This window comes from Streptomyces sp. NPDC002680 (genome assembly GCF_042889145.1).
GTDB classification, from domain to species: Bacteria; Actinomycetota; Actinomycetes; order Streptomycetales; family Streptomycetaceae; genus Streptomyces; species Streptomyces adonidis.
In genome coordinates, this window is the sequence record NZ_JBIAQP010000010.1 from 131834 (window position 1) to 155542 (window position 23709).

A 23709-nucleotide genomic window follows, 5' to 3' on the forward strand; every position below is an offset into this window, starting at 1 on the left:
TCCTGGACCGGATGATGCCGACGGGGACGGACGTACGAGTGATACGGGCGACAGGTACAAGTGACAGGTCGGGTGTCGGAGTCCGAGCGTATAGGCCGACACCGACAACGGGTCCGGGTTGTACCGAACCGTTGTCGGGCCGTCGTCATGACTGTTGTCGTCTGTCGTCAGTCGGGCGCGACGGTCCCGTCGGTCAGCCCGTCGTACATGCCCCGCACGAGCTGTCCGCCGAGCCGGCCCGCGTGCCGCAGGGCCTCCTCGAACTCGGCGAGCGCCCTGAACCGCGCCCCGTAGCGCCGCTGTTCGTCCAGTGTCAGCCGGGGCAGCTGCAGTCGGCGCACGTCGAGCCGGGTCGCCGTGGACGCGTAGCTGCTGGCCTGCCGGTTGTTGGCGGTGCCGCGCAGGAACCCGGCGAGGAACCACGGGTCGAGGGCGGCCGGATCGGGCCGCAGGAGGACGAGGCTGCGGCCGAGAACGGCCCCCGCGGTCGCGTCGTCGACCACGCGCGCGACGGACCCGCCGCCGAGCACCGGGACGACGACGTCACCGGCCTCGACGAGCACGGCCTCCTCGTCGCTCTCGGGCAACGTCCCGGAGGGAGCGGTTCCGGCGAGGACGTCGTGGTCGGTGAGCACGGGCACGCGCGCGTGGCCGCCGTTTCCGCCGGTACGCATCACGAGGGCGCCCCCGCGCGCGAGGTCGCCGATGGTGATGAGCGGCCAGCGCCCGCCCTGCCCCTCGGCGGGTCCGGTGGGGGTGGGCGGGGTGAGGGCCGCGGTCAGGCGGAGGGTCTCGCCGAGGCGTTCCCGTACGTCGCCCAGCTGCTCGCCGTCGCCCGCGGCGGCCGGCGGGAGGTGGCGGGCGGGGGCCAGGTCGACGTCGTCGTCGAGGAGTTCGATGACGGGCACGGAACGCGACACCCCCGGCTGCTCGACCGCCGTACCGGCCCGCTCGAACGGCCGCCAGGCACCGAGGACGGCGGTGCGCACGGTCTCCCAGTCGAGCCCGCCCCGCCCGGTGTGCTCGGCGACGGTCCCGGTGTCGGCGAGCAGCACCTCGGGCTGCGCGGGCGCCTTGTCGGGCCGCCGCAGCACCCACAGGTGCAGCGGGATGTTGTACGGGGGTGCCGCGCCGACCGGCAGCGCGATCACCGCGCGCAGTGCCCCGCGCCGCAGCAGATCGGCGCGGATACGGCGGCCCGAACGCCGGGAGGCCGCGGCCGGCGGCATCAGCAGTACGGCCGTGCCACCGTCCCGGAGCCGGGCGAGCGCGTGCTGCACCCAGGCCAGCTCGGACTCGTTCCGGGCCGGGAACCCGTACTCCCAGCGGGCGTCGTACGCGAGTTCGTCGTGCCCCCAGTTCCGCTCGTTGAACGGCGGATGGCAGAGCACGACATCGGCCCTGACCCCGGGATACGCGTCGGCCCTGAGCGTGTCCCCGACAGCCGTACGCACGACCACGTTCCGCCCCTGGAGCGCGAGCCGGAGCGCGGTGAGCGCGGCCAGCTCGGGGGCGCTGTCCTGTCCGTACAACTCCCGCTCGACCTCGTCCCGCTCGGCCTCCCGCGCGCCGGGGACGGGAACGGCCCGCAGCAGCGCCCCGGTCCCACAGGCCGGATCGAGCACGGTACGCGCCGCCCCGGCGAGATCCCCCATGAGCCGCGCCAGCTCGGCCGGCGTGAGCGTGTACTGCCGCGGATTGGCATCAAGATGCCGCCCGACCAGGAACTCGTACGCCTGCCGCGCCCCCATCTCGGCCGCGAGCTCGGCGACACCGCGGAGGAGGGGGACGGAGGGGAGGAGTTCGGGGCCGGTGGGGGTGTGAACGGCGGGGGCGGCGGGGGGGCTGTGAACCCCGGCCGCCGCATGAGCGCTGTGTACGCCGGACGCCGCTGGCGAGGTGTGAACACCGCGCGGCGTGTTCACGGCACCCGGGGTGTTCACACCCGCCGAGCCGGAGGGGCCGCCGGATGAGGTGTGTACAGCGTCCGGACTGTTCACACCACCCGGCCCGTTCACACTCACCCCGCCCCCCGCACCCGGCAGAGTGTGAACACCCCGAACATCCGTCGGACTGTGAACTCCTTGCGCGACGGACGGCGTGTGAACCCCCCTCCCCCCACCCGGCCTGTGAACACCGCGCTTCCCGGCGGCGCCGAAGCGCGGGACGATCACCTGCTCCAGCGTCCCAGGGAGGCGAGCGGCGAGGCGTTCATCCGAGACCGCGCCCAGCTCCAGCCAGACGGTCGGGCGGTCATGGATGAGCAGCAGGACGCAGCCCGCGTGGACGAGGGCGGTGGCCGGGCCCTCGGGGTGGCCGACGAGTTGTTGCCAGACGCGTTCACGGAGGGGTACTTCGGCGAGTTTTCCCTGGCGGCGGAGCCAGGACTCGACCTCGGCGAGGGCGAAGGCGGGGCTGGTCTCGGTGCCGCCGACCGGCTTGGGGAAGTCGGCGTGACGGCGGCGCCAGTTGCTGACGGCGGCGCGGCCGACGCCCGCGAGCCGTGCGATGCCGGCGGCGGTCACTTCCGTGGCGTTGTCCTGCACGCGCCGCGCTCCCCTCGTTCCGTGCACGGCCCCGGCGTTCCCGCGTACGGCTCCGGTCACCCGTACACAGCCCTGGTCGTGCAGCCCTCATTTCACGTGTGACGCCGAGCATAGCGGCGTACGCAAGATCTACCCATTCACGGGCGTGTACACAAGGCGTCGCGTGAATCGTGTTGACTCGGTTCACACGTTCTGGTCTTATTGACCCAGCGAACGAGCGGGCCGCCACAAGGAGGCGGTCACGCCGTAACGGGGAGGGGACTGTCATGGGTATGAAGGGCAAGGTCGCGCTGGGGGCCGTCGTGGGGATCGTCGTCATCGGGGTCGCGTCGGCGACGTCCGGGGGTGACGGGGACGGTGGTTCCGGGGGCGGCGGTGACAAGGGGGCGTCGGCGTCGGCGGGGAAGAAGCCCGGGGCAAGCGGCGGGTCGAGCGCCGGCTCCGCGGACGGCTCGGGCGACGCCGACAGCGCGGAGGTCGCCGACAAGGTGGTCGCCATCGAGGGGGACGGGGACTTCCAGGTCGGCGGTGATGTCAAGCCCGGTACCTATCGGACCAGTGGGAACACCGACGACATGTGCTACTGGGAGCGTGCCAAGGACGCCTCAGGTGAGATCGACTCGCTGCTCGCCAACGACAACGTCAGCGGCACCAGCTATGTGACGATCCTGGCGACCGACAAGCTCTTCAAGTCCAGCGGCTGCAAGGACTGGGAGGCCGTCGGCCTGAAGGCGAAGGGCACGCCCGCGGCGAAGATGGCCGGCAACGGCGGCATGTTCAGGGTGGGCGCGGACATCACGCCGGGGACGTACAGGTCCACGGGCAACGCCGACGACCTCTGCTACTGGGAGCGGTCGAAGGACGCCTCGCACTCGATCGACTCGATCATCGCGAACAACAACGTCAACGGCACCGCCGTCGCGACGATCAGCGCCTCCGACGGCTACTTCAAGACGACGGGCTGCAAGGACTGGGTGAAGACGGGCTGACGTCCCGTCCCGCGCTCCCCTTTCTCCTCCCTCTCCCCCCTTTCCCTCTCCCCTGTCTCTCCCCTCCCCTCCCCAGCCGGGCGGCGGTGGCGCAGCGCCGGGGACCGCGCCACCGCCGCCCGCATTTCTCAGCTCAGCTCGTCACTTCTCAGCTCAGCTCGTCCCTCACCAGGAAACCTCGAAGGAACTGCCATGCGCCGAACCACACTCGCCGCCCTCTGCCTCACCGCCATCACCGTCGCGGGAGTCGCCGGCTGCCTGCCCGGCGAGGACAAGGCCGCCGACAAGACAGCGGACAGGACGACGGCCGCCGAACCGAAGGGCCCGTTCGCCGGGCTGACCGGCGGCCAGATAGCCGAGCGCGCTCTGACGGCGACCTCGGGTGCCTCGTCGCTCCGTATGACGGGCGATGTGGCGGACGACGAGAGCGGCGGCACGATCCGGATCGACATGGCGCTCGACAAGCGGGGCGAGTGCGCCGGGACGATGAGCATGAACGGCGAGGGCAGGGCCGACGTCGTGAAGACCGGCACGGCCCTTTACATGAAGTACGACGAGAAGTTCCTGCGGGCGCAGAGCGACGGCTCGTCGAAGGAGGAGACCGACGGGGTCGTGGCGATGCTCGCCGGGAAGTGGACCAAGATGGCCGCGACCGGCGCCGACGCCAAGGACATCGCGGGCTTCTGCGACCTGGACAGTGTGCTCGCCGACTTCAAGGACGCCGGTTCCGGGCCCGGCGCCGGGGTGACGCGCGGCGCCACGACCACCGTGGACGGTACGCCGGCCCTCGTCGTCAACGAGAAGGACGGCAAGGACAGTTACACGCTGTACGTCGCCACGAAGGGCAAGCCGTACATCCTCCGGCTCGAGAGCAAGTCCGCGAAGGACCCGGGGACCATCGCCTTCAGCGAGTACGACAAGCCGGTCGTGGCCAAGAAGCCCACCGGCGAGATCCTCGACCTGGACGCGCTGGGCGGCTGACCCGGACCCGCCGACCCGCCGACCTCCCGGTCACAGCTGGTGCCGCATCCACACATTCGGCTCTACGTACACCCCGTACCCGTGTTCGAGGTCGCACCGCACCGGTGCCAGCGCCCCCGGCACCTCCACCTCGCCCTCGCTGTCGAAGGGCAGCCCGGTCCAGGCGCGCCACTCATCCAGTGAGGCCGCGATACACATCGACGCCGGTGCCATGGCGACAATCGTGGCGCCGGCTCGGGCGTGCACGCGCAGCCACGGGTCGTGGGGCAGTCCGTCCGCGCGGACCCGGTACGCGTACTCGGCGATCGGGGTCCGTGGCTCCAGGTGCTTGGCGCTGGGCCGGACCGGGGCGACGACCTCGCGGAAGCCGTGTGCGGCGGCGTTGTCCCGCATCGCCGCGAGCATACGTCCGGACAGTCCCGTGCCCTGCGTGTGCGGGGAGACGACGATCGAGATCGCGCTCACCGTGTCGGGACGGTTCCCGGCGCGCAGGTCCTGGAACGCCCACACCAGCACCTGGTCCCAGCCACGGGCGGGCAGTTCGCCCCCGTGCCGGCCGAGTGCGAAGGGCACGGCGTAGGCGTGGGCGACGACCTCGCCCCGCTCGTCCTCGGCGAACAGGACGTACTCGGGGAGTTCGGTGGCGATCCGGTCGTAGTGGGCGTTGCCCGTGAAGTCGTGCTGCATGAACTCCGGCCAGGTGTCGGGCATTTCGACGACCTGGCGATACATCTCGGGGCGTTCGGCGAGAGACGAGACCTTCAACTCCATGGGGAGTCACGGTAGCTGGATCGGCGCTTCGCCCCCAGCCCCGCGCGGCACTAACCGGCCCCGCACGGGCACTATCCAGCCCCGGCCCGCATTCCAGCCCGTCCGGCGTTTGAGGACGAGGCCGTTCAGGCCGACAGCGGGGGCCTGGGGGCGGCAGCCCCCAGCAGACGCCCACACCAACGCCGGTTCACCACCCCACCGGCATCACCTTCAGCTCGCATGGAACCGCGCGGGCGCCGACGTCGGATTGCCCCCCGTCGGCAGCTTCTGCCCATCACACCCCGACAGCACCTTCTTCATCGCCGTCTTCTCCGCCTCCGTCACCCACAGCCCGTACTTCTTCTTGACGGCGACCTGGTTGGCGACATACGTGCAGCGGTACGCCTTGTTCGGCGGCAGCCAGGTCGCCGTGTCGCCGTCCCCCTTGCTGCGGTTGGTGCTCGCGTCGACGGCACGCAGGTTGAGCGGGTCGTTTATGTCGGCACCCGTAACTGTCTCACCGCTCGTCCCGTTATGTGCGCGTACAACATGTCTCATACGGGGAGGGCGACTTGCACACGGCAGACGCGGAAGAAGCTGACAATGATCCCGAGACGACGGTGCTGCTGCATCGGACGACCCTCGGCGGATCACCCACTGACCCAGTTCCCTTCGACGGAGACTCCGTACTTCAGCGAGTCGGCGCCAACGACGGCAGGCCCTTCATCCTCGGCCCCGACGGCAGCTACGACCTCCACCTGAACCGCTTCCTGCGCGACCTGGAGAACTGGGGTGTGCGGTCGGAGAACAGTCGGATCGCCTACAGCACTGACGTCATGCTCTACTGCCGGTTTCTCCACGAGTCCCGGGGCGGCAAATCCATCTGGGACTCGGACGGCGCGGACCTGCGCGCGTACAAGGCCGTAAGGCTGCACGCCAGCGGACCCGGCAGCGTGTCGGTGGCGACCTGGAACCGCTCGATCGCCACCCTCGACAAGTGGGTGCAGTGGTCGCTTTACGAGGAGCTGCTGTCGGCCGAGCCGTTCCGGTACGTCGACAAGACCGTGGTGTCGCCGCAGGGGCCGAAGCGGGTTCGGGTCAACGCCGCCGCTGAGCCCGAGGTGCCCCGGCAGCCGATCAGGTTCCTGTCGCACGAGGACTTCATGCTCTGGCGGGACATCGGCCTGCGGGGGCTGCTGCCGGACAGCTCCCCCGATCCCGCCTGGCGGGGACGCAACGGCGAACGCAACGCCCTCTTCGCCGACTTGCTGATCTGTACCGGCATGCGCCTGGGCGAAGCCACGAGCCTGCTGACGGCGGAACTGCCGCCGGTCACCGGAAGACGTGTGCTCGGCGACATCACTGTCTCGGCCGCCGTGGCCAAGCGCAACAGGGCACGGACGGTGTATGTCCGCCCCCGGGTCGCCCGCGACCTGCACCACTACGTCGGCATCGAGAGGGACGAGCTCATGCAGCGGCGGCGCGTCGAGGGGGTGTACGAGGCGTGCGCGGATCGGCTTCCGGTGCGCCGGGCGAACCGGCACGCCCTGGCGCTCGAGTCCGGCACAAGCTGGTCGTACTCGCGGATCGGCACGGCGGACCGGGCACGGCTCCTGCAGGTCGACAGCCACGGCCGCGCGAGCGGACCCCTGTGGCTGTGGCTGGGGGAGAACGGGCTGCCGCTCCGCGCCAGCACCTGGCAGTCGGTGTTCCGGAGGGCGAACGAGCGGTGCTCAGCTCTCGGCCTTGACTTCGATGTCCACCCGCACACCCTGCGGCATTCCTTCGCCGTCCACATGCTGGGGCTTCTGCTGCGGCAGACCGTCCGGGCGCTCGGCATGCGGGAGGACCGGCGGTTCACGCACGCCGAGGTGAAGCGCCTGCTCATCGGCAACCCCCTGCGCAGGCTCCAGTTGCTGCTCGGCCACCGTCACGAGGCGACGGTCTACACCTACCTGGACGTGCTGGACGAGGCCCAGGAGATCGTCCTTGCGGCTCTCGACGACTGGGACGAACAGGCCGCCGCCTTCGAACAGGCCCGCCCGGAAACGGAGGAGTCCCGGTGAGTCCGCGCCGCGTCCGCTTCCCCGCCGAGGTCAGCGCCCTTTCGTCGACGGACCCCGTACCGTCGATCGGCCCCGTGGTCTTCGCCGTGGATCTGGACGGAACTCCCGAGCACATCGATCTGTCGGAGCTTCCATGTCCGCGTCTCACCCGCGCCCTGGCCGGTGCCCTCGCCGATGTCATCAGCAGCCCCGGCACCATGCGTGACCGCAACGGCGTCCGCTACGTCGTCAGGCGCATCCGTGAGTTCGTCGAGTTCACCGCCGCAGCATTGCCTGCGGCTGCCGCTGACCTGTACCTCAGTGACCTGCCCCCCGACCTCCTGGACACGTTCGAGCAGAAGCTGATCGTCCAATACGGAGAGCGGAGCAAGGAGCCTTACCTCACCATGACGTACCTCGTGCGGCTGCTGAAGCTGGTGCACGAGGCGCACCCCGATGCCTTCGACGCGGCCTTTCATGCGCGGCTGGGATTCACATCGGCCTCGGCCCACCGGGCGACGAACCCGCTCGACGCGTATCCCTTCCCGGTGCTGGACGCACTGGAGAGTGCCGCCCGGGACGACATCGCCCGCATCCGCGACCGGATCCTGGAGGGCGAGAAGCTGGCAGCCACCGGCCGTGACCCACGTCAGCACGGCTGGGACCGAGTGGAGAACGTCCTCTGGTACATCGCCCGCCACGGGCCGTTGACCGCCGACGACGTCTCGTACAAGATCCTGCGCCCCTTGGGCGGCAGGCCGGAGCTCAACAGCCGTCTCCACCTCACTGCACGGGACCTGGTGCCTTTCCTGCTCCTGCTGGCCTGCCAGACGGGTATGGAACCCGAGAGCCTCCGGCAGTTGCGCTCAGACTGCCTGGTCAGCCCGGCACGCGGCTTCGTCAGCGTCACCTACGTCAAGAAGCGTGCCCCGGGCTCGACGCACAAGACGATCAGGGTCTCCGACGGCGGCTCGCTGCGCTTTCCCGGCGGCGTGATCCGGCTGGCCTTGCGTCTCACGAAGGGGACACGTGATCTGGTCGGCACCGACGCGCTCTGGTGCGACGTCAGCAGCCACGGACAAGCACGCGCACCCTTTGACGGGCTGACCCCATGGTCGGGCGCGACCCGGGAGTGGATGTCCAGGCGGGGGCTCGACCGCCTCACCGACAGCAACGGCAAACCCGTCGCCCTTGACCTGCGCCGGGTACGCAAGACCGTCAAGTCCCGGCAGTACCTGCGGGCCGGCGGGGTGCTGGAGGACTTCGCATCCGGTCACACCCGGCCGGTCGCGGCGAAGCACTACGCCGACATCGATGCCCACAAGGAGACGCACGAGCAGGCGGTGGAGGCAGGTCTTGAACAGGCGCTCGGCGCGGCTCTGGCCCCGCCGGTGGTGCTCTCGGACGCCGGTGGTCGACTCGACGACGGTGAGGCCGCGCTGAGCGCGCAGGAGATCGAGTCGGCACTCTCCGGTGAGCAGGACGTGTGGCATGCCTCCTGCCGCGACTTCTTCGCCTCCCCGTTCGCCCGAAAGCCGGGAGCCGCCTGCCCGGTCCCGGCCTGGGGCTGTCTGGAGTGCCCGAACGCGGTGTTCACCAGCCGTCACCTGCCGAGCCTGCTGTCCTTCCTGGACTTCCTGGAGCGGCAGCGCGAGGAATACCCCACCGCCGAGTGGGACGCACGGTTCGGCCTCGCATGGGATCGCATCGTCCATGGTGTCCGTGCCCGCTTCAGTACGCGACAGATCGCCACGGCCCAGGCCATCACCGAGGCCGATGGTGATCGCTTGCTCCTGCCTTCGTCCTTTCTGGAGGTCATCTCGTGACTGGCGTCCCCCACCCCAGGTCGGAGCAGCAGGACCTGGCTCCGTCCGGGGACTCCGCGGAGTTCGTGCTCCCCAAGCGCCTCACGGGCGGGCTACCGAACCGTGGCCCGCACCTGGCCGAGGACATCTGGGACCTACGGTGCGTACTCCCCCGCACCTGGCGGACGTGGCGGCTCGACTTCACGCAGATCGTCGACTCTGTGACGCGACGCGCGGCGAAGGAGTACATCGCCTCCCGCCTGAGCCGGGGTTCGCTGGGCCTGGGGCCGCTCAAGGCGACGACAGCAGCCACCGAGCTGCGCACGTTCATCGTCGTCATGGACGATCTGCAGGCAGTGGGCGCCCCACGGCTACCCGACGTGGAACACACCCACCTGGACGCCGCACTGAAGAGGTGGAAGAGCAGCCCACACACCGCGGTTCGCAACGTGACCTTCCTGAAGCACTTGTCGGCCCACGGACCGTTCCTGTCCGAGGACAGGCTGAGCGTCCTGCCGTGGAACGGCCGGAGCGCCTACGGTGTCGTCGGACTCCAGCGCGTGAAGGGCGAGAACACCACGCCCCGCATCCCTGAGGAGGTCCTCGCTCCCCTGCTGCGAGCGGCAATCTTCTACGTGGAGACGGCGAGCGGGGACATCCTCGCCACCCAGAAGGAGATCGCCGCACTCGAAGCGGCGCGCAACGGCCGCCGTCTGGTGCAGGGCCAGGCACGGGAACGCGTGCTGTCCTTCATCACAGAACGGCGCGAGGCCGGGCGGGGCATCCCCGCAGTACCGCTCGGGACAGCCCACACCGTGCCCGGCGCCGTCGTCGTCGACGGCGTGCCCCAAGCGCCCAACCACCGACTCGTGTCCCTCCTCGCCGGTGTCGCCAAGACGTCACACGTGCTTGCGCTCGTGGTCGAGGCCGGGAAAGAAATCGGCTACGAGGAGGGCGGGCTCGAGACACCGATGTCGCCGTGGCCCGGCTCGGGTGGCCCCTGGCGGCCGAGGTTCAGCCCCTTCACCCTGGCCAACGAGCTGTCCTTCTTGCGCACGGCCTGCTGGATCGTCATCGCCTACTTGTCGGGGATGCGGGATATGGAGGTGCGTGAGCTGGGCCGGGACTGCGCCCTCACCAAGCGCGGAGCCGACGGACGGACCCGGTACAAACTCCGGGGCCGGGTCTACAAGGGCAAGGGGCGCGAACTCAGCGGGGAGGAAGCCGAATGGGTCGTGCTGGATGTCGTCCACCAGGCCGTCGCCGTACTCCGCGAGATCAACAACGACCCCGGCCACCTCTTCGGCTACCACGGCGGCGGCAGCAACGGGTACGTGCTACTCAGCAACATGCCGCGCCGCATCCGGGCTTTCCGTGACCATCTCAACGAGCTGTTCAGCACACCGGAGGGGCTCTACGTACCCACGATCACGGCAGCGCCACCGCCCGGTGCCGACCCGATCACCGACGACGCGGTTCCAAACGACACTGCGGTAGAGGCAGCGGTGGCAGAGTCCACAGCTCTTCCATGGGCCTTCGACACCCGGCAGTTCCGCCGGACCCTCGCCTGGCACATCGCCCACCAGCCCTTCGGCGTGGTCGCGGGCGCCCGCCAGTACAAGCACGCCGCGATCACCATGTTCGAGGGATACGCGGGAACTTCCGCCTCCGGCTTCGCCGACGAGGTCGCCGCCGAGGAGGCCGTGGCCAAACTCGACTATGTCGAGGACCTTTACCACGACTGGAACGACGGCGGCGCCTCAGCGGGCGGCGCCGCCCGGCGCATCGAGGCCGAGTTCGACCGCATCCGCAGCGAACTCGGCGACCTGCCAGGTGTGGTGGCCAGCCCCTCCCGGCTGAGTACGCTGCTGCACCACCTGACGAAGACCCTGCACCCAGGCGTGCTGAACGACTGCTTCTACCAGGCGGAGACGGCTGTGTGTCGCAAGCGAGCCAAGCCGCTGGGACGCCCCGTCCCCATGCTCGACATGTGCATGAACTGCCCCAACTCACGCCGCTCCGCCGTCCACCTGCCCCGCCTGGAACGAGCACACGACATGGCTCGGGCCGAACTCGGCGAGGCCGCCGGCCTCCCGCAGTTCCAGCAACTGGCCATCGCCGAGCACCTGGCCACGCTCACCCGCCTGATCGCCGAGATCGACCACGAGGACACCTGACGATGCCCAACTCCATGGACGAAACCCTTCAAGCCGTCCGCACCGCCTTCGCCCGCCTGGCCCGGGAAAACACCGGCCTGACCGACATCGACCAACAGATCATGGGTGCCTTCGAGCGGCTCATGCTCGGCCGTCCCGAGATCACTGACGGCCGTACCTCGGCAGTGAACATCGCCGCCGAGGCAGGCGTCTCCCGAGCCTCGTACTACCGCTCTCCCGTCGCGGCAGTCATCAAGGGGATTCTCAGCTCGCCCGAGGCCAGGCGTCCTGAGTCCGACGAGCTCAGGCAGGAAGTCGCGCGCCTGAAACAGTCCGAGCGGGAACTCCGCCGGGAGAAGGGCGCCGAGATCCGGGAGTTGCGTGCCACCGTCACGGCGTACGCGAACCAGATCCAGATCCTCACGCTCAGGAACGCCGAGCTGGAAGCGGACGCACACCAGCTGCGAGCCCAACTCGCCGAGGACCAGCACGGAGTGGTGAAGCAGCTGCGGAAATCCCCGACATCCGCCGGGTCGCGGTCGGCCCAGTCATGATTCATCAGACCATCCCGGCCGTACCTTGTGCCGCCGGAGGTAGAGCCTCAAGGCCTCGACACCGTCCTCCACGAAGTTCCATTGCTGTCTCGCCTCCAAGAACTCCTGAGGAGTGAGCCATTCGTGCCAGGCGATCTCCGACGGGTCGACAACGACCTCTCCCTCGATCACCACTTCATGGATCCCCATCCAATAGGGACTGATAGCCCCCCGGCACAGGTACTTGAAGACGAACTGCGGTGAGGCACTGACACCCAACTCCTCGGCGAGCTCCCGCGCAGCCGCCTCCTCGTAAGACTCGCCGACGTCCACGGCCCCGCCCACGAGCCAGTTGTACTGGCCGGGGAACCGGGACATGGTCTGCGGCCGTCGATGCACCAGGATCCTGCCGTCGGGGCGGCGACAGACGGTCGTCGCAACGCGGTGCAGCCACCCACTCCTGATGGCCTCACCACGCTCGACAACTCTCAGTACTCGATCCTGATCGTCGACCTGCTCCACCAGTTCACCCATGGCGCACACAGTTCCACACGGCTCTGACAGTGCCTGCTGAGCAGCCTGCCGCTCAACCGCCACACTGCTTGAGCATCATGCTCTTGTCCGCCGCCGTCACGGAAAGCTCGTACTTCTCCGCGACCTGCGCGAAGCGAACCGCGTATGAGCATCGAATCGTCTTGCTGGGCGGCAGCCAGGACGCCGGCCCCGAGTCCCGCTTGGCGGAGTTCGTGGAGCCCGACACCGGCAGAAGATTGAGCACGTCGTTGGCCAAGCGCTGCCGCTTCTGCTTGTCCCAGCGGGCCGCGCCCATCTGCCAGGCGTACGAGAGTGGCACCACGTGATCTATCTGCACCTCGGTGGCTTTCGCCTTCTTCCAGGCGATGTCCTTGCCGGTGTAAGGGTCGTGCAGCGTCATCGACACGACCACGCAGTCCGAGCCGGTACGGAACTCGACTTCCCGGCCATTGAGTTTCAGCAAGTCGTTCCGGGTATCGCAGCCGTTCCGGGCCAGCGGCACACCGTCCGCCGTGTCCATCCAGGCGTAGCCGAACTCGTCGCGGGCGTACCCCGTCTTCGGTCCCCGCCCCTTGGTGGACAGCTTGGAGATCAACTCACGTGCCGCCACCTTGTCTTCATCGGCTGAGATCGCTGCCAGCCCTGGCCTCGTACCGTCCGGATTGGCCAAAGGGCTGATTCCCCACCCGCTGGACGTGCCCTCGCCCGACGGGCCGCTCTCGGCGGGCAAGCCGCTTCCCGTACAGCCTGCCAAGGCCACCCCGAGAGTCAGTGCGACGCCGACAGCACGGCCACGAGAAGCCCGGAACGGTCGTTCCGTCACGTCATACCCCCTCCGGCGGCCGTCCGGCGAGAGAGCGCCGCGCGTGAGACACCGCCCAAGAACTCGGCCACCCCGCACCTGAGACACATCACCGTGAGACATCTACACCGCCAACATAAGGTCGTTGGCCAGGGCTATGCGCTTGCTGGCGTCCCAGTACTTGGCGCCCTTCTGCCAGGCGTCCGAGAGGGCGACGATGTGGTCGATGTCCACCTCGCTGCGGCCCCGCGTGAAGGTCACGTCCTTGCCGCTGTACGGGTCCGGCTCCAGTTCCCCCGAGGCCACCTTGCAGTCGTCGCCGCTGCGGAACTTCACGTCGGCGAGATCCCGTATGAGGATGTCGTCGCGGGTTATCTGCACGCCTTTCTTCTTTGCGAGAGACGTGAGTGACAGCCGTGTCCTCTCTCTGTCTCTCTCCGTTATCTGTCACACCATGAGGTACATGGGTGACAGATCTGAGAGATGGATGACTCAATGGGACTGCTGCCGGAGAAGGCTGTTTCACCCACCACAGGAGAGGTCACCTGGTTACTCGTGGACGAGGTGACCTACTGTCCTCATCCCGAAGCACGGGAGTTCTCGCTCTACCTACGAGGTGCGGGACGCTCACCGCAGACGCAACGCGCCTACATCCCTCGTATCGGGCGCTTCCTCAACTGGTGCGCAGAACGGGGCACGGACTGGAAGACCGTCGGACTCGGCGATATGACCCGGTTCAAGTTCCATGCCGAACGGACACCGGCCCGGCATGGACAACTCCCGTCGGGAAAGACCGTCAACGCCGTCCTCACCGCCGTCTGCGAATTCCTCCGTTTCTGCGCTGTCCAAGGTCACGTGCCCCACGAGGTCGCCGCACGGCTGAGTGAGCCACGCTTCCTGAGCTCGCCGCCGAGCGGCTTCGACCCGGGGGAGGGCGGTCAGCACCTCATGGTCAAGGCTCGTGTCCTGAAGGCGCCCGAGATCGAAACAGCACCCGCGATTCTCACCCAGCCCCAGGTCAGGGAGGTACTGGAGGCAGCCCGTTCAGCCCGGGACCGGCTGCTCCTGACCGTGCTCGTAGAAGGGGGCCTGCGGATCGGTGAGGCTCTCGGACTACGGCGGGAGGACATGCACCTGCTGCCCGACTCAACGCATCTGGGCTGCCGTACGCGCGGCGCCCATCTGCATGTCCGCCCCAGGCAGGACAACGCGAACGGCGCACGAGCGAAGGCAAGCCGCCATCGGATGGTGCCACTGGCTGAAGGTGCGGTGCACCGGTACCGCGACCATCTTTCAGAGCGGGAGAACGTGCCCGAAGCCGTCAGTTGCGACTACGTGTTCGTGAACCTCGTCGGCTCGTATGCGGGCAGGCCGATGACGTACTCCAACGCCAAGCAGATCGTCGAACGGATGGGAAAGCGCTGCGGCTTCCGCGCCCGTCCGCACATGATGCGGCACACCGCAGCAACGCAGTGGATTCGCAGCGGAGTCTCACCGGACGTCGTCCAGACGCTGCTGGGCCATGCCTCATCAGCGAGCACCGCTGTCTATCTGCACGCCCAGGACGAGGAGCTTCGAGCCGCTGTCGAGCGCGTCTCGCCGGAGGCCGTCCGATGACACTAGGTACCGGCTTGGCTGTGGTCGCAGCGCCTCACCAGGAGGATCTCGCTTGGGCTGCCTGGCTCGCGGAACGCCTTCGCCGCGGCTGGCGAGCGGCCGAGTGGGACGAGAGCGCGCTGCTCTTCACCGCAGTTCCAGGCAATCCAGCGACCAGCGTGTTCATCTGCAAGGTGGGCGCATGCTCCACGCACGTGGCCCACAACGGCGGCCGCTGCAGCGCCTGCCGCAGGGCCCGCTGGTCTCGTGGTAACCCGTCGGACTTCGACGAGACTTACGTGCCCGATTCGGCACGTCGTCGACCCAATATCTCGGAGGGGCCCCTTCCTGGAGTATCCCAGTTCTCGCTGAGCGTGGTTTCTCCTGCCGTACGGCAGGAAATCCTGTACGGAATTCAGCAACGTGATGCCGCCGGGATCAACCTCGTGCCCCAGCGAATCCGACGTGTGGTCGCCGAGCTACCGCCTGCCCTGTCATCACTCCTGGACCTGGACGAGAGTTTCATCCACAGCCTCCCGGCCGAGGCCGCCGGAGTCCTGAACGGCATGCTTCTTCATGTTCAACGCGCTCGACTGCAGTTCGACGGGGGAGACGCCACATCAGGGGACGTCTGGCAAAGCTCTTTGGTGGGACTCACCGCCGGGCGCGGACGCAAGTACGCCGCGGTCCACGGCGTCATCGACTTCCGGCCCGTTCAGCAACAGTGGCTACGGGAACTGGTCAAGGAATACGGACGCACTGCTCGTCCCAACGTGCTGGATCTGAGGCAGACGCTGTACGCAGCCTCGATCGCATCCACAGCCCTGGCCGACCGGCCCCATGGCGACAAGCCGGAGAAACTGTCGATGTCAGATATGAGCGCAGTGGTGGACGCGTTCCGCGTGGCAAGACGTGCCGACGGTCGCGACTACTCAACGGCCCACCGCCGGTCACTCCTCCGTCTGTGGCGGACGTTCCTGGAGTACGCGCGCCAAGCCGGGATGATGGACCACGTTCCGGGTGGGTTCGCGCTCAATCCCAAGTACCACGGCATCGCCGCGGTTGAGGCTTCCGAAGATGACATCGGCCGGGCCGTCCCGGAGCATGTCATTGCCCAACTCGACGCCCAGATCGGCCTGCTCGGCACCTCCACCACATACGAAAGCGGAGGCTGGACGGCTGCTGACTTCGCGCAGATGTACCAGGTGGTCTACAAGGTGCTCCGGGACACCGGGCGACGCCCGGGAGAGGTCACGAGTCTGCACCGCAACTGCCTGGAGTGGATCGACGGCAAGCCGACCTTGATCTACGACAATCACAAGCGGCGCCGTCACGGCCGTCGGCTCCCCATCAGCGAGGCGACCGCCCATGAGATCGAGGTATGGAAGAAGGAACTGGACCGACTGCCATCCGTACCGGCCTGTGAGCAGTGGCTGTTCCCCTCTCCGGGGCAGCGCAACCGGCCTCGCCGAGGCCATCTGACCTCCCCTCAGTTCTGCAACCGGATCTTCCGCGACTGGGTCGACGAACTGGTTCCGGACCTCGCGGACGAGCGTCTTGACGAAAGTGGCGCCCCTCTCGCCTACGACCGCACCCAGATCGTCGCCTACGGCTTCCGGCACGCCTACGCCCAGCGGCATGCCGATGCCGGGACTCGACCGGATGTCCTCAAGGAACTCATGGACCATCGATCACTCGACGTCACCATGGGCTACTACAAGGTCTCCCTCAGCCGAAAGCAGGAGGCCGTCAGGACAGTGGCGAAACTCGCCGTCGACCGGCACGGCACCTCGCAGGGCTTCGGCAACCCACTGGCGTACGAAGTCGAAAGCGTCGCAGTCCCCTACGGCGGCTGCACCGAGCCCAGCAATGTCAAGGCGGGCGGTGGGCACTGCCGCATTCGTTTCCAGTGCGCCGGCTGCGACTTCTACCGGCCCGACCCCTCCTACCTTCCTGCTCTGGAGCAGCAGGTCGCGGAACTGCGGACCGACAAGGAAGCCGCTCTGGCCATGGACGCCGCCGACTGGGTCGTACGCAACTTCGACGACCAGATCCGCGCCTACTCGAAGTCGGCCGACGAGATGCGGCGCCGACTCGAAGAGTTGCCGGAGAACGAGCGGGCCACGGTCGAGGCCGCCTCCCGTGAACTGCGCAAGGCCCGCTCGGCCACCGCGTTCATCCCCGTGCAGTCCTTGACCACCCGGAGCGCCCTGTGAGCCGTACCGCCAGTTCCGACACCACAAGCCGAGATGCGCGAGTCCGGCGGCTGTCTGCCGCCCGCGCCCGCGACAGCGAGGCCAAGACAACCCGCGCCCTGGACGTCGTACGCGATCTCCTCGGCTCCGGTCAGCGGGTCACATTCGCCGGTGTGGCCCGCGAGGCGTCGGTGTCCACGTGGTTCGTCTACAACCAGGCCCAAGTACGAGACGCGGTGCAGGCCGCCATGGAAGAGCAACGGGAGCACGGCCGCCACACCTCTCAAGTTTCAGGTGGTCAGCGCGTGAACCCGGCCGGGCTGCACACCGAACTCGCCCTGGCACGGGAGGAGATCAAGGACCTGAAGAAGGAGCGTGATCGGCTCCGGGAGCGCGTCCGGCTTTCCCTGGGCGCAGAGCTGGACGACGTGGACCGCAGCCAACTGGTCGGGCGGGTGGAGCAGTTGGAACAAGAGAAGGCGGACGTGAAGCACGAGCTGTCGGTTGCCCGCGACCAACTGACGGCTCTGGGGCGGCGCCTGCAGGAGTCGGAAGACGACCTCACCGCCGCCAGGGCCGGCCTCCGCCGTGCGATGCGGGCCGTGCCGACGAGATGAAGGAACAGCCGTCCCGCAGAGCATCACGCGCTCGGGCCAGGCCGTACTTCACCTGCCCTCCGAGGGGGGAAGCCACCGCCTAGGACCTGAAGTAGCTGCCGAGGGTGGCAGCTGACGGCGGCCATACCCACCGGCCCAGGTCAGCTGCCCTCTCAGCCGCCGCACTGCCTCAGCATCATCTGCTTGTCGGGCGCCGTCACCGGCATCTCGTACTTGAGCGCCACCTGGGCAAAGCGGACTACGTACGCGCACCTGACCGACTTGTTGGGCGGGAGCCAGGACGCGGGCCCCGAGTCCCCTTTGGAGGAATTGGCTCGACCCTCGACCGGGATCAGATTGAGCACGTCGTTGGCCAGCTGCTTGCGCTTGGTCTCCGGCCAGCGCGACGAACCCATCTGCCAGCTGTAGGACAACGGCACCATGTGATCTATCTGCACCTCGGAGGCTTTCTGCTTGCGCCACTCGATGGTCGTCCCGGTGTACGGGTCGTGCAGCGTCATGGAGATGACCACGCAGTCGGAGCCGGCCCGGAAACGGAGGTTCTGGCCATCGCGTCGAATGAGGTCGTTTCGAGTGTCGCACCCGTTCCTCGCCAGCGGCACGCCGTCGGCCGTGTCCATCCACGCGTAGCCGAACTTGTCCCGGTCGTAACCCGTCTTGGGCCCTCGCCCCTTGGTGGACAGCTCATTGATGAGCTTTCGGCCCGCAGCCTTGTCCGCGTCCGTCGTCACGGGCGCAAGCCCTGGCTTCGTGCCATCGGGATTCTTGAGCGGACTGACCACCCGTCCATCCGGCGCAGCCGACCCCGGCCCCGACCCCGTCGATGAGCCGTCTTCGCCGAGACCTTCACATCCCGAACAGAGGAGAACTGCGACTGCTGCCACCGCCGCGGCGCGGACGAAGCGTATGTTCCCGGCACCCTTGTGCCTCACGTCCCTCTTAGTAAGCACAGCTCACGACTCCCCACTTGAGCTGTACAAACACCTTAGTAACCCAGCGAAGCATAGAGATAACGCGGGTGTCGCACTTGTTGGAGTCGGTGTCCGCCCACGCGCTGCCGAACCGGTCCCGGGCGTACCCGGTCTTCGGCGCCCGCCCCTTCACGGTCAGCGAGTCGACGGCGGCGAGCGCCGCACCCCCGCCACCACCGCCCCCGCCGGCCGCACCGCTCGCGCTCTCCTCGGGCCCGGCGGACCCCAGGGTCGTACCGTCGCACCCGCCGACCCCGAACCCCACCACGAGTACGACGGCGGCGACACCCCCACCCCTCACACGCATCACGATGCGTCCCTCCCCTGCTACCCGTGTACGGAATTCCGCTGTTCGACCTGTTTTTCCTGGTCGCCAGGCTAGCGGCCGGGCTTTCCACACCACAGGGGCGCCCACCGGCGCCCAAGGGGCGTATCGCGCATACCGGGCGTATCGTCGTTGCTGACTCACCTCCGGAAGGAGCTCTGGATGGGCATCTTCGACAAGATCAAGGAGCAGATGCGCGGCAAGGCGGGACAGAACGCCTCCGACACTGCGGAAAAACGGATCAACGAGAAGACGGGCAACAAGTACACGAGCCAGGTCGACGACGCTCAGCAGAGGGTCGAGGGCACGATCGGCATGGACCGTGACCGCGATCGCGACAGGCCCGACCAGCCATAGCCCCGGAGGTCTCGAGTACCCACCGAAGCACAACAGAAGCCGTCCGCGGACACCAACCTGCCGCGGACGGCTTCTCCGTAAGCCCGTACTGGTGCTAGGACCCCAGGATCGAAGCCAGGAACTCCCCGGTCCACCCCAGCAACTCCCGCCCGACCAACGGCTTTCCGCCGACCTTCGCGGTCTTGGGGCGCGGTACGAGGATCTGGTAGGCGGCCGGTTTGATGACCGTCCCCGGGTACAGCCGCTTCAGGCGCAGCTCCTGCGACTCCCTCAACTCCACCGGCGCGAAGCGGATGTTGGTGCCCTGGAGCACGATCTCGCCGACCCCGCAGGCCCGCGCGAGCATCCGCAGCCCGGCCACGAGCAGCAGGTTCTCGACCGGCTCGGGCAACTTGCCGTAGCGGTCGACGAGTTCCTCCCGTACGGCCTTGATGTCGGCCTCGGTGTTCGCGGCGGCGATGGCACGGTAGGCGGCCAGGCGCAGCCGCTCGCCGGGGGCGTAGTCGTGCGGGACGTGGGCGTCGACCGGCAGCTCGATCTTGACCTCCAGCGGCTGCTCCTCCTCCACCGCGCCTTCCAGGGAGGCCCGGTAGTCCGCGACGGCCTCGCCGACCATCCGTACGTAGAGGTCGAAGCCGACTCCCGCGATGTGCCCGGACTGCTCGCCGCCGAGGAGGTTTCCGGCGCCGCGGATCTCCAGGTCCTTCATGGCGACGTACATGCCCGCGCCCATCTCGGTGTGCTGGGCGATGGTCGCGAGCCGCTCGTGCGCGGTCTCGGTGAGCGGCTTCTCCGGCGGGTAGAGGAAGTAGGCGTACCCGCGCTCGCGGCCACGGCCAACTCGCCCGCGCAGCTGGTGCAGTTGGGACAGCCCGAAGTTGTCGCCGCGCTCCACGATCAGCGTGTTGGCGTTGGAGATGTCGATGCCGGACTCGACGATCGTCGTCGACACGAGGACGTCGTACCGCTTCTCCCAGAAGTCGACGACGACCTGTTCCAGGGCCTGTTCGGACATCTGGCCGTGGGCGGTCGCGATCCGCGCCTCGGGGACGATCTCGCGCAGCCGTGCAGCCGCCCGGTCGATGGACTCGACCCGGTTGTGGATGTAGAACACCTGGCCCTCACGCAGGAGTTCACGGCGGATGGCGGCGCCGATCTGCTTCTCCTCGTACGGCCCGACGAAGGTCAGCACCGGGTGGCGCTCCTCCGGCGGGGTGGTGATCGTCGACATCTCGCGGATGCCGGTGACCGCCATCTCCAGGGTCCTGGGGATGGGGGTGGCGGACATGGTCAGCACATCCACATTCGCGCGCAGCTTCTTCAGCTGCTCCTTGTGCTCGACGCCGAACCGCTGCTCCTCGTCGACGATGACCAGCCCGAGGTCCTTGAACTTGGTCTCGGAGGAGAAGAGCCGGTGCGTGCCGATGACGACGTCGACCGAGCCCTCCCGCAGCCCCTCCAGGGTGGCCTTGGCCTCGGTGTCCGTCTGGAAGCGGCTCAACGCCCGTACGTTGACCGGGAATTGGGAGTAGCGCTCGCCGAAGGTCCCAAAGTGCTGCTGGACAAGGAGAGTTGTGGGTACGAGGACGGCGACCTGCTTGCCGTCCTGCACCGCCTTGAACGCGGCGCGGACCGCGATCTCCGTCTTGCCGTAGCCGACGTCGCCGCAGATCAGGCGGTCCATCGGGACCGTCTTCTCCATGTCGTCCTTGACCTCGGCGATCGTGGTCAACTGGTCGGGCGTCTCGGCGTACGGGAAGGCGTCCTCCAGCTCGCGCTGCCAGGGCGTGTCGGGCCCGAACGCGTGCCCGGGCGCCGCCATCCGCGCGCTGTACAGCTTGATGAGATCGGCGGCGATCTCCTTGACGGCCTTCTTGGCGCGGGCCTTGGTCTTCGTCCAGTCGGCGCCGCCGAGCCGGTGCAGGGTGGGCGCCTCGCCGCCGACGTACTTGGTGATCTGCTCCAGCTGGTCGGTGGGAATGTAGAGCCGGTCACCGGGCTGACCACGCTTGGCAGGCGCGTACTCGACAACCAGATACTCACGAGTGGCGCCCTGCACGGTCCGCTGGACCATCTCGATGTACCGGCCCACACCGTGCTGCTCGTGCACGATGTAGTCGCCGGTTTCGAGGGTCAGCGGGTCGATGGTCTTGCGGCGCCGGGCGGGCATCCGGGCGCCGTCCTTGCCCGCCGCCTTCTGCCCGGAGAGGTCGGTCTCGGTGAGCACGGCGAGCTTGAGCGTCGTATCGACGAACCCGAAGTCGATCGAGCCGCACGCCACATGGACGACGGAGGGCGTCAGGGAGGTCAGGTCCGCCTCAAGGCGGGCGGCGATGCCCTCCCCGCCGAGCACCTCGACCGTACGGGCGGCCGGGCCGTGCGCCTCGGTGACGTACACCGTGCGCCAGCCGTCCGCGAGCCAGCCCTTGGTGTCGGCGAGCGCCTTCGCGGTGTCGCCGCGGTAGGTCTCGGGCGCGTGCATGCCCAGCTTGAGGGTGTCCGCGTCGAGTTCCTCGTCCGCCGCGAAGGGCGAGACCGACCACCACATCATGTCCAGCTCGCGCGCCCGGTCCCGTACGTCCGCGATGGACCACAGCGAGGCCGCGCCGACGTCGATGGGCGCCTCGCCGCCGCCCGCGGTGGCCGCCCAGGACGCCTGGAGGAACTCCTGCGAGGTCGCCACGAGATCCGCGGCCCGCGTCCGCACCCGCTCCGGGTCGCATACGACGGCCATGGAGCCCTTGGGCAGCACGTCGAGCAGCAGTTCCATGTCGTCGACGAGAACCGGGGCGAGGGACTCCATGCCCTCGACCGCGATCCCCTCGGCGATCTTGCCGAGCAGTTCCCCCAGCTCGGGGTGAGCCTCGGCAAGCGCGGCGGCCCGCTCCCGCACCTGGTCGGTGAGCAGCAGCTCACGACAGGGCGGTGCCCACAACCCATGCTCGGCGACCTCCAGGGACCGCTGGTCGGCGACCTTGAAGTACCGGATCTCCTCGATGTCGTCGCCCCAGAACTCCACCCGTAGGGGGTGCTCCTCGGTGGGCGGGAAGACGTCGAGGATGCCACCGCGTACGGCGAACTCGCCCCGCTTCTCGACCAGCTCGACGCGCGAGTACGCGGCGGCGGCCAGCGCCTCGACGACCGTGTTGAGATCGGCCGTACGACCGGTCCGCAGCGCCACCGGCTCCAGGTCGCCGAGCCCCTTGACCTGCGGCTGGAGTACGGAACGTACGGGCGCCACGACGACGGAGACCGGGCCGGTCTCCGGGTCGTCGGTGGTGGGGTGGGCGAGGCGGCGCAGTACGGCGAGGCGGCGGCCGACGGTGTCGCTGCGCGGGGAGAGGCGCTCGTGCGGGAGGGTCTCCCAGGCCGGGTACTCCACGACCCCGTCCGGCGGCAGCAGCGACCTGAGGGCGGCGGCGAGATCCTCGGCCTCCCGGCCGGTCGCGGTCACGGCCAGCACCGGGCGCCCGGCCTCCCGGGCCAGCGCGGCCACGGCGAAGGGGCGCGCGGCGGGCGGTCCGACCAGGTCGACATGCATCCGGTTGCCGCCGCCGGCGGCCTTGACCGCTTCCGCGAGGGCGGCGTCCTTGACGACGACGTCGAGCAGACCGTGCAGGCTCATGAGGGGGGCTTTCGTGAGGGTTCGTCTGGGGTGGGCAACGCGAACCGCCCGACACGTGTGACGGGCCGGGGGGTGTCCAGGGTACGTCGCCATGTGGGCAGGCGTGGCGCCTGTGGACAACGTGCGCCGCATCGGCCCCCTGAATCGGTCCGACCCACACGGCCCGGCTTCCCGCGCGACCCTGGTGGGGTCATGTGCGCCGTCATCCATCGGGTGCGCTCTAGGACACGAGCTGGCCTAGAGCAGAACTAGCGTCATCACCGCCATCACCGCCATAGGGGCACTCGCACCACCCCAGGAGGCAGCCGGATGTCCGTCAAACCTGTTCCTCAGGGCTACCACACCGTGACGCCGTGGATCATCTCTCGCGACACGGTGCGGCTCATCGACTTCATGAAGAGGGCGTTCGGCGCGGAGGAGCTCGCGTGCCTGGCCGGCGAGGACGGCAGCGTCGAGCATGCGGAGGTGCGGATCGGTGACTCGGTGGTGATGATGTTCGACGCGCGGCCGGAGTGGCCGCCGACCCCCGGCTTCCTTCGCCTCTACGTCGAGGACGCCGACGCCGTGCACCGTCAGGCTGTCGCGGCCGGCGGCACCTCGGTCACCGAGGTCACCCACCTGTTCTTCGGCGACCGGGTCGGGCGGGTGCGCGACCCGCTGGGCAACCTGTACTGGATCCAGACCCGCGTGGAGGACCTGAGCCCGCAGGAGATGGAACTCCGCCTCGACGACCCGGAGTTCACCAACGCGATGAAGTACGTCCAAAGCGCCGACTTCTTCCCCGGCCGGGACTCCGACCTCGGCTGACCGGAGCGGGTACCGCGTGGTGGACGGGCCACTCAACACACCTCGACACGAAGCCCGGCGCCAAGGAGTCCACAG

17 protein-coding genes and 3 pseudogenes are annotated in these 23709 nt (G+C 68.6%); 11 read left to right on the forward strand and 9 right to left on the reverse strand.

The genetic code is table 11. The annotated features are described in order from the left end of the window. Positions 1-167: 167 nt before the first annotated feature. A complete protein-coding gene (locus ACFYXF_RS26260) occupies positions 168-2546 on the reverse strand; it encodes an N-6 DNA methylase (protein WP_389352868.1) in 2379 nt (792 codons plus the stop codon). A gap of 266 nt (positions 2547-2812) precedes the next feature. On the opposite strand from ACFYXF_RS26260, the gene ACFYXF_RS26265 reads away from it, so the two are divergent. Both ACFYXF_RS26265 and ACFYXF_RS26270 read left to right on the forward strand, forming a co-directional pair. Further along, entirely contained in the window at positions 2813-3535 is a 723-nt protein-coding gene (locus tag ACFYXF_RS26265; protein ID WP_389352870.1) for a hypothetical protein, read from the forward strand. A 192-nt stretch (positions 3536-3727) separates the two neighbouring features. Next, positions 3728-4516, forward strand: a complete 789-nt coding sequence (locus ACFYXF_RS26270) for a hypothetical protein (protein WP_389352871.1) — start codon at positions 3728-3730, stop codon at positions 4514-4516. A gap of 30 nt (positions 4517-4546) precedes the next feature. Here ACFYXF_RS26270 and ACFYXF_RS26275 read toward each other — a convergent pair whose 3' ends face one another. Further along, positions 4547-5287 carry an N-acetyltransferase gene (locus ACFYXF_RS26275; RefSeq protein WP_389352873.1) on the reverse strand — a complete coding sequence of 247 codons (741 nt, stop codon included), beginning with the start codon at positions 5285-5287 and terminating at the stop codon, positions 4547-4549. Between the two features lie 210 nt (positions 5288-5497). Continuing rightward, positions 5498-5761, reverse strand: a pseudogene (locus ACFYXF_RS26280) (HNH endonuclease family protein); the annotation flags it as partial. Positions 5762-5838: 77 nt separating this feature from the next. Here ACFYXF_RS26280 and ACFYXF_RS26285 point away from each other — a divergent pair. From ACFYXF_RS26285 to ACFYXF_RS26300, 4 genes are read left to right on the forward strand one after another with little or no spacing between them, the layout of a single operon-like run. Next, positions 5839-7332: a tyrosine-type recombinase/integrase gene (locus ACFYXF_RS26285; protein WP_389352875.1), complete on the forward strand. Its 1494-nt coding sequence runs from the start codon at positions 5839-5841 to the stop codon at positions 7330-7332. Beyond that, positions 7329-9137: a hypothetical protein gene (locus ACFYXF_RS26290; RefSeq protein WP_389352877.1), complete on the forward strand. Its 1809-nt coding sequence runs from the start codon at positions 7329-7331 to the stop codon at positions 9135-9137. Before ACFYXF_RS26285 ends, ACFYXF_RS26290 begins: the two co-directional genes overlap by 4 nt. Further along, entirely contained in the window at positions 9134-11293 is a 2160-nt protein-coding gene (locus ACFYXF_RS26295) for a hypothetical protein (protein WP_389352879.1), read from the forward strand. The genes ACFYXF_RS26290 and ACFYXF_RS26295 overlap by 4 nt, the downstream gene beginning before the upstream one ends. A gap of 2 nt (positions 11294-11295) precedes the next feature. Further along, the gene (locus ACFYXF_RS26300; protein ID WP_389352881.1) at positions 11296-11826 is read left to right on the forward strand and encodes a hypothetical protein; all 531 of its coding nucleotides are present in this window, start codon (positions 11296-11298) and stop codon (positions 11824-11826) included. On the opposite strand, the gene ACFYXF_RS26305 is transcribed toward ACFYXF_RS26300, so the two are convergent. The 3 genes and pseudogenes from ACFYXF_RS26305 to ACFYXF_RS26315 all read right to left on the reverse strand — a co-directional run. Next, the gene (locus tag ACFYXF_RS26305; protein ID WP_152169432.1) at positions 11821-12339 is read right to left on the reverse strand and encodes an NUDIX domain-containing protein; all 519 of its coding nucleotides are present in this window, start codon (positions 12337-12339) and stop codon (positions 11821-11823) included. The two genes, ACFYXF_RS26300 and ACFYXF_RS26305, sit on opposite strands and share 6 nt — an antisense overlap. A 52-nt stretch (positions 12340-12391) precedes the next feature. Beyond that, positions 12392-13162, reverse strand: a complete 771-nt coding sequence (locus ACFYXF_RS26310; protein WP_389352883.1) for an HNH endonuclease family protein — start codon at positions 13160-13162, stop codon at positions 12392-12394. 120 nt (positions 13163-13282) lie between these two features. Next, positions 13283-13513: pseudogene (locus ACFYXF_RS26315) on the reverse strand (HNH endonuclease family protein); the annotation flags it as partial. 123 nt (positions 13514-13636) lie between these two features. Between ACFYXF_RS26315 and ACFYXF_RS26320 the strand changes: the two are divergent. Genes ACFYXF_RS26320 through ACFYXF_RS26330 form a run of 3 tightly spaced genes read left to right on the forward strand, consistent with a single transcriptional unit; the run spans position 13637 to position 17549 of the window. Then, positions 13637-14758, forward strand: a complete 1122-nt coding sequence (locus tag ACFYXF_RS26320) for a tyrosine-type recombinase/integrase (protein ID WP_389352885.1) — start codon at positions 13637-13639, stop codon at positions 14756-14758. Beyond that, positions 14755-16953 (forward strand): tyrosine-type recombinase/integrase, encoded by a 2199-nt coding sequence (locus ACFYXF_RS26325; RefSeq protein ID WP_389352887.1) that lies wholly within the window; start codon positions 14755-14757, stop codon positions 16951-16953. Before ACFYXF_RS26320 ends, ACFYXF_RS26325 begins: the two co-directional genes overlap by 4 nt. After that, positions 16950-17549: a DUF6262 family protein gene (locus ACFYXF_RS26330; RefSeq protein ID WP_389352889.1), complete on the forward strand. Its 600-nt coding sequence runs from the start codon at positions 16950-16952 to the stop codon at positions 17547-17549. The genes ACFYXF_RS26325 and ACFYXF_RS26330 overlap by 4 nt, the downstream gene beginning before the upstream one ends. A 152-nt stretch (positions 17550-17701) precedes the next feature. Here the strand turns inward: ACFYXF_RS26330 and ACFYXF_RS26335 are convergent, their stop codons facing one another. Then, positions 17702-18433, reverse strand: a complete 732-nt coding sequence (locus ACFYXF_RS26335) for an HNH endonuclease family protein (protein WP_389353324.1) — start codon at positions 18431-18433, stop codon at positions 17702-17704. A 130-nt stretch (positions 18434-18563) separates the two neighbouring features. After that, positions 18564-18827: pseudogene (locus ACFYXF_RS26340) on the reverse strand (hypothetical protein); the annotation flags it as partial. Between the two features lie 180 nt (positions 18828-19007). Here ACFYXF_RS26340 and ACFYXF_RS26345 point away from each other — a divergent pair. Continuing rightward, positions 19008-19202, forward strand: coding sequence for an antitoxin (locus ACFYXF_RS26345; protein ID WP_389352891.1), 195 nt, complete (start codon positions 19008-19010; stop codon positions 19200-19202). Between the two features lie 94 nt (positions 19203-19296). On the opposite strand, the gene mfd is transcribed toward ACFYXF_RS26345, so the two are convergent. Continuing rightward, complete coding sequence (gene mfd / locus ACFYXF_RS26350; protein WP_389352893.1) at positions 19297-22827, reverse strand: transcription-repair coupling factor; 3531 nt, start codon at positions 22825-22827, stop codon at positions 19297-19299. A 309-nt stretch (positions 22828-23136) separates the two neighbouring features. Here mfd and ACFYXF_RS26355 point away from each other — a divergent pair, with 309 nt between their 5' ends. After that, entirely contained in the window at positions 23137-23634 is a 498-nt protein-coding gene (locus tag ACFYXF_RS26355) for a VOC family protein (RefSeq protein WP_389352895.1), read from the forward strand. Positions 23635-23709 lie beyond the last annotated feature (75 nt).

Bases quoted from the DNA above. Each gene is read 5' to 3' on its own strand.
- ACFYXF_RS26325 (WP_389352887.1), top strand. From the start codon at position 14,755: ATGACACTAGGTACCGGCTTGGCTGTGGTCGCAGCGCCTCACCAGGAG.
- ACFYXF_RS26275 (WP_389352873.1), bottom strand. From the start codon at position 5,287: ATGGAGTTGAAGGTCTCGTCTCTCGCCGAACGCCCCGAGATGTATCGC.
- ACFYXF_RS26265 (WP_389352870.1), top strand. From the start codon at position 2,813: ATGGGTATGAAGGGCAAGGTCGCGCTGGGGGCCGTCGTGGGGATCGTC.
- ACFYXF_RS26320 (WP_389352885.1), top strand. From the start codon at position 13,637: ATGGGACTGCTGCCGGAGAAGGCTGTTTCACCCACCACAGGAGAGGTC.
- ACFYXF_RS26305 (WP_152169432.1), bottom strand. From the start codon at position 12,339: ATGGGTGAACTGGTGGAGCAGGTCGACGATCAGGATCGAGTACTGAGA.
- ACFYXF_RS26355 (WP_389352895.1), top strand. From the start codon at position 23,137: ATGTCCGTCAAACCTGTTCCTCAGGGCTACCACACCGTGACGCCGTGG.
- mfd (WP_389352893.1), bottom strand. From the start codon at position 22,827: ATGAGCCTGCACGGTCTGCTCGACGTCGTCGTCAAGGACGCCGCCCTC.
- ACFYXF_RS26270 (WP_389352871.1), top strand. From the start codon at position 3,728: ATGCGCCGAACCACACTCGCCGCCCTCTGCCTCACCGCCATCACCGTC.
- ACFYXF_RS26345 (WP_389352891.1), top strand. From the start codon at position 19,008: ATGGGCATCTTCGACAAGATCAAGGAGCAGATGCGCGGCAAGGCGGGA.
- ACFYXF_RS26300 (WP_389352881.1), top strand. From the start codon at position 11,296: ATGCCCAACTCCATGGACGAAACCCTTCAAGCCGTCCGCACCGCCTTC.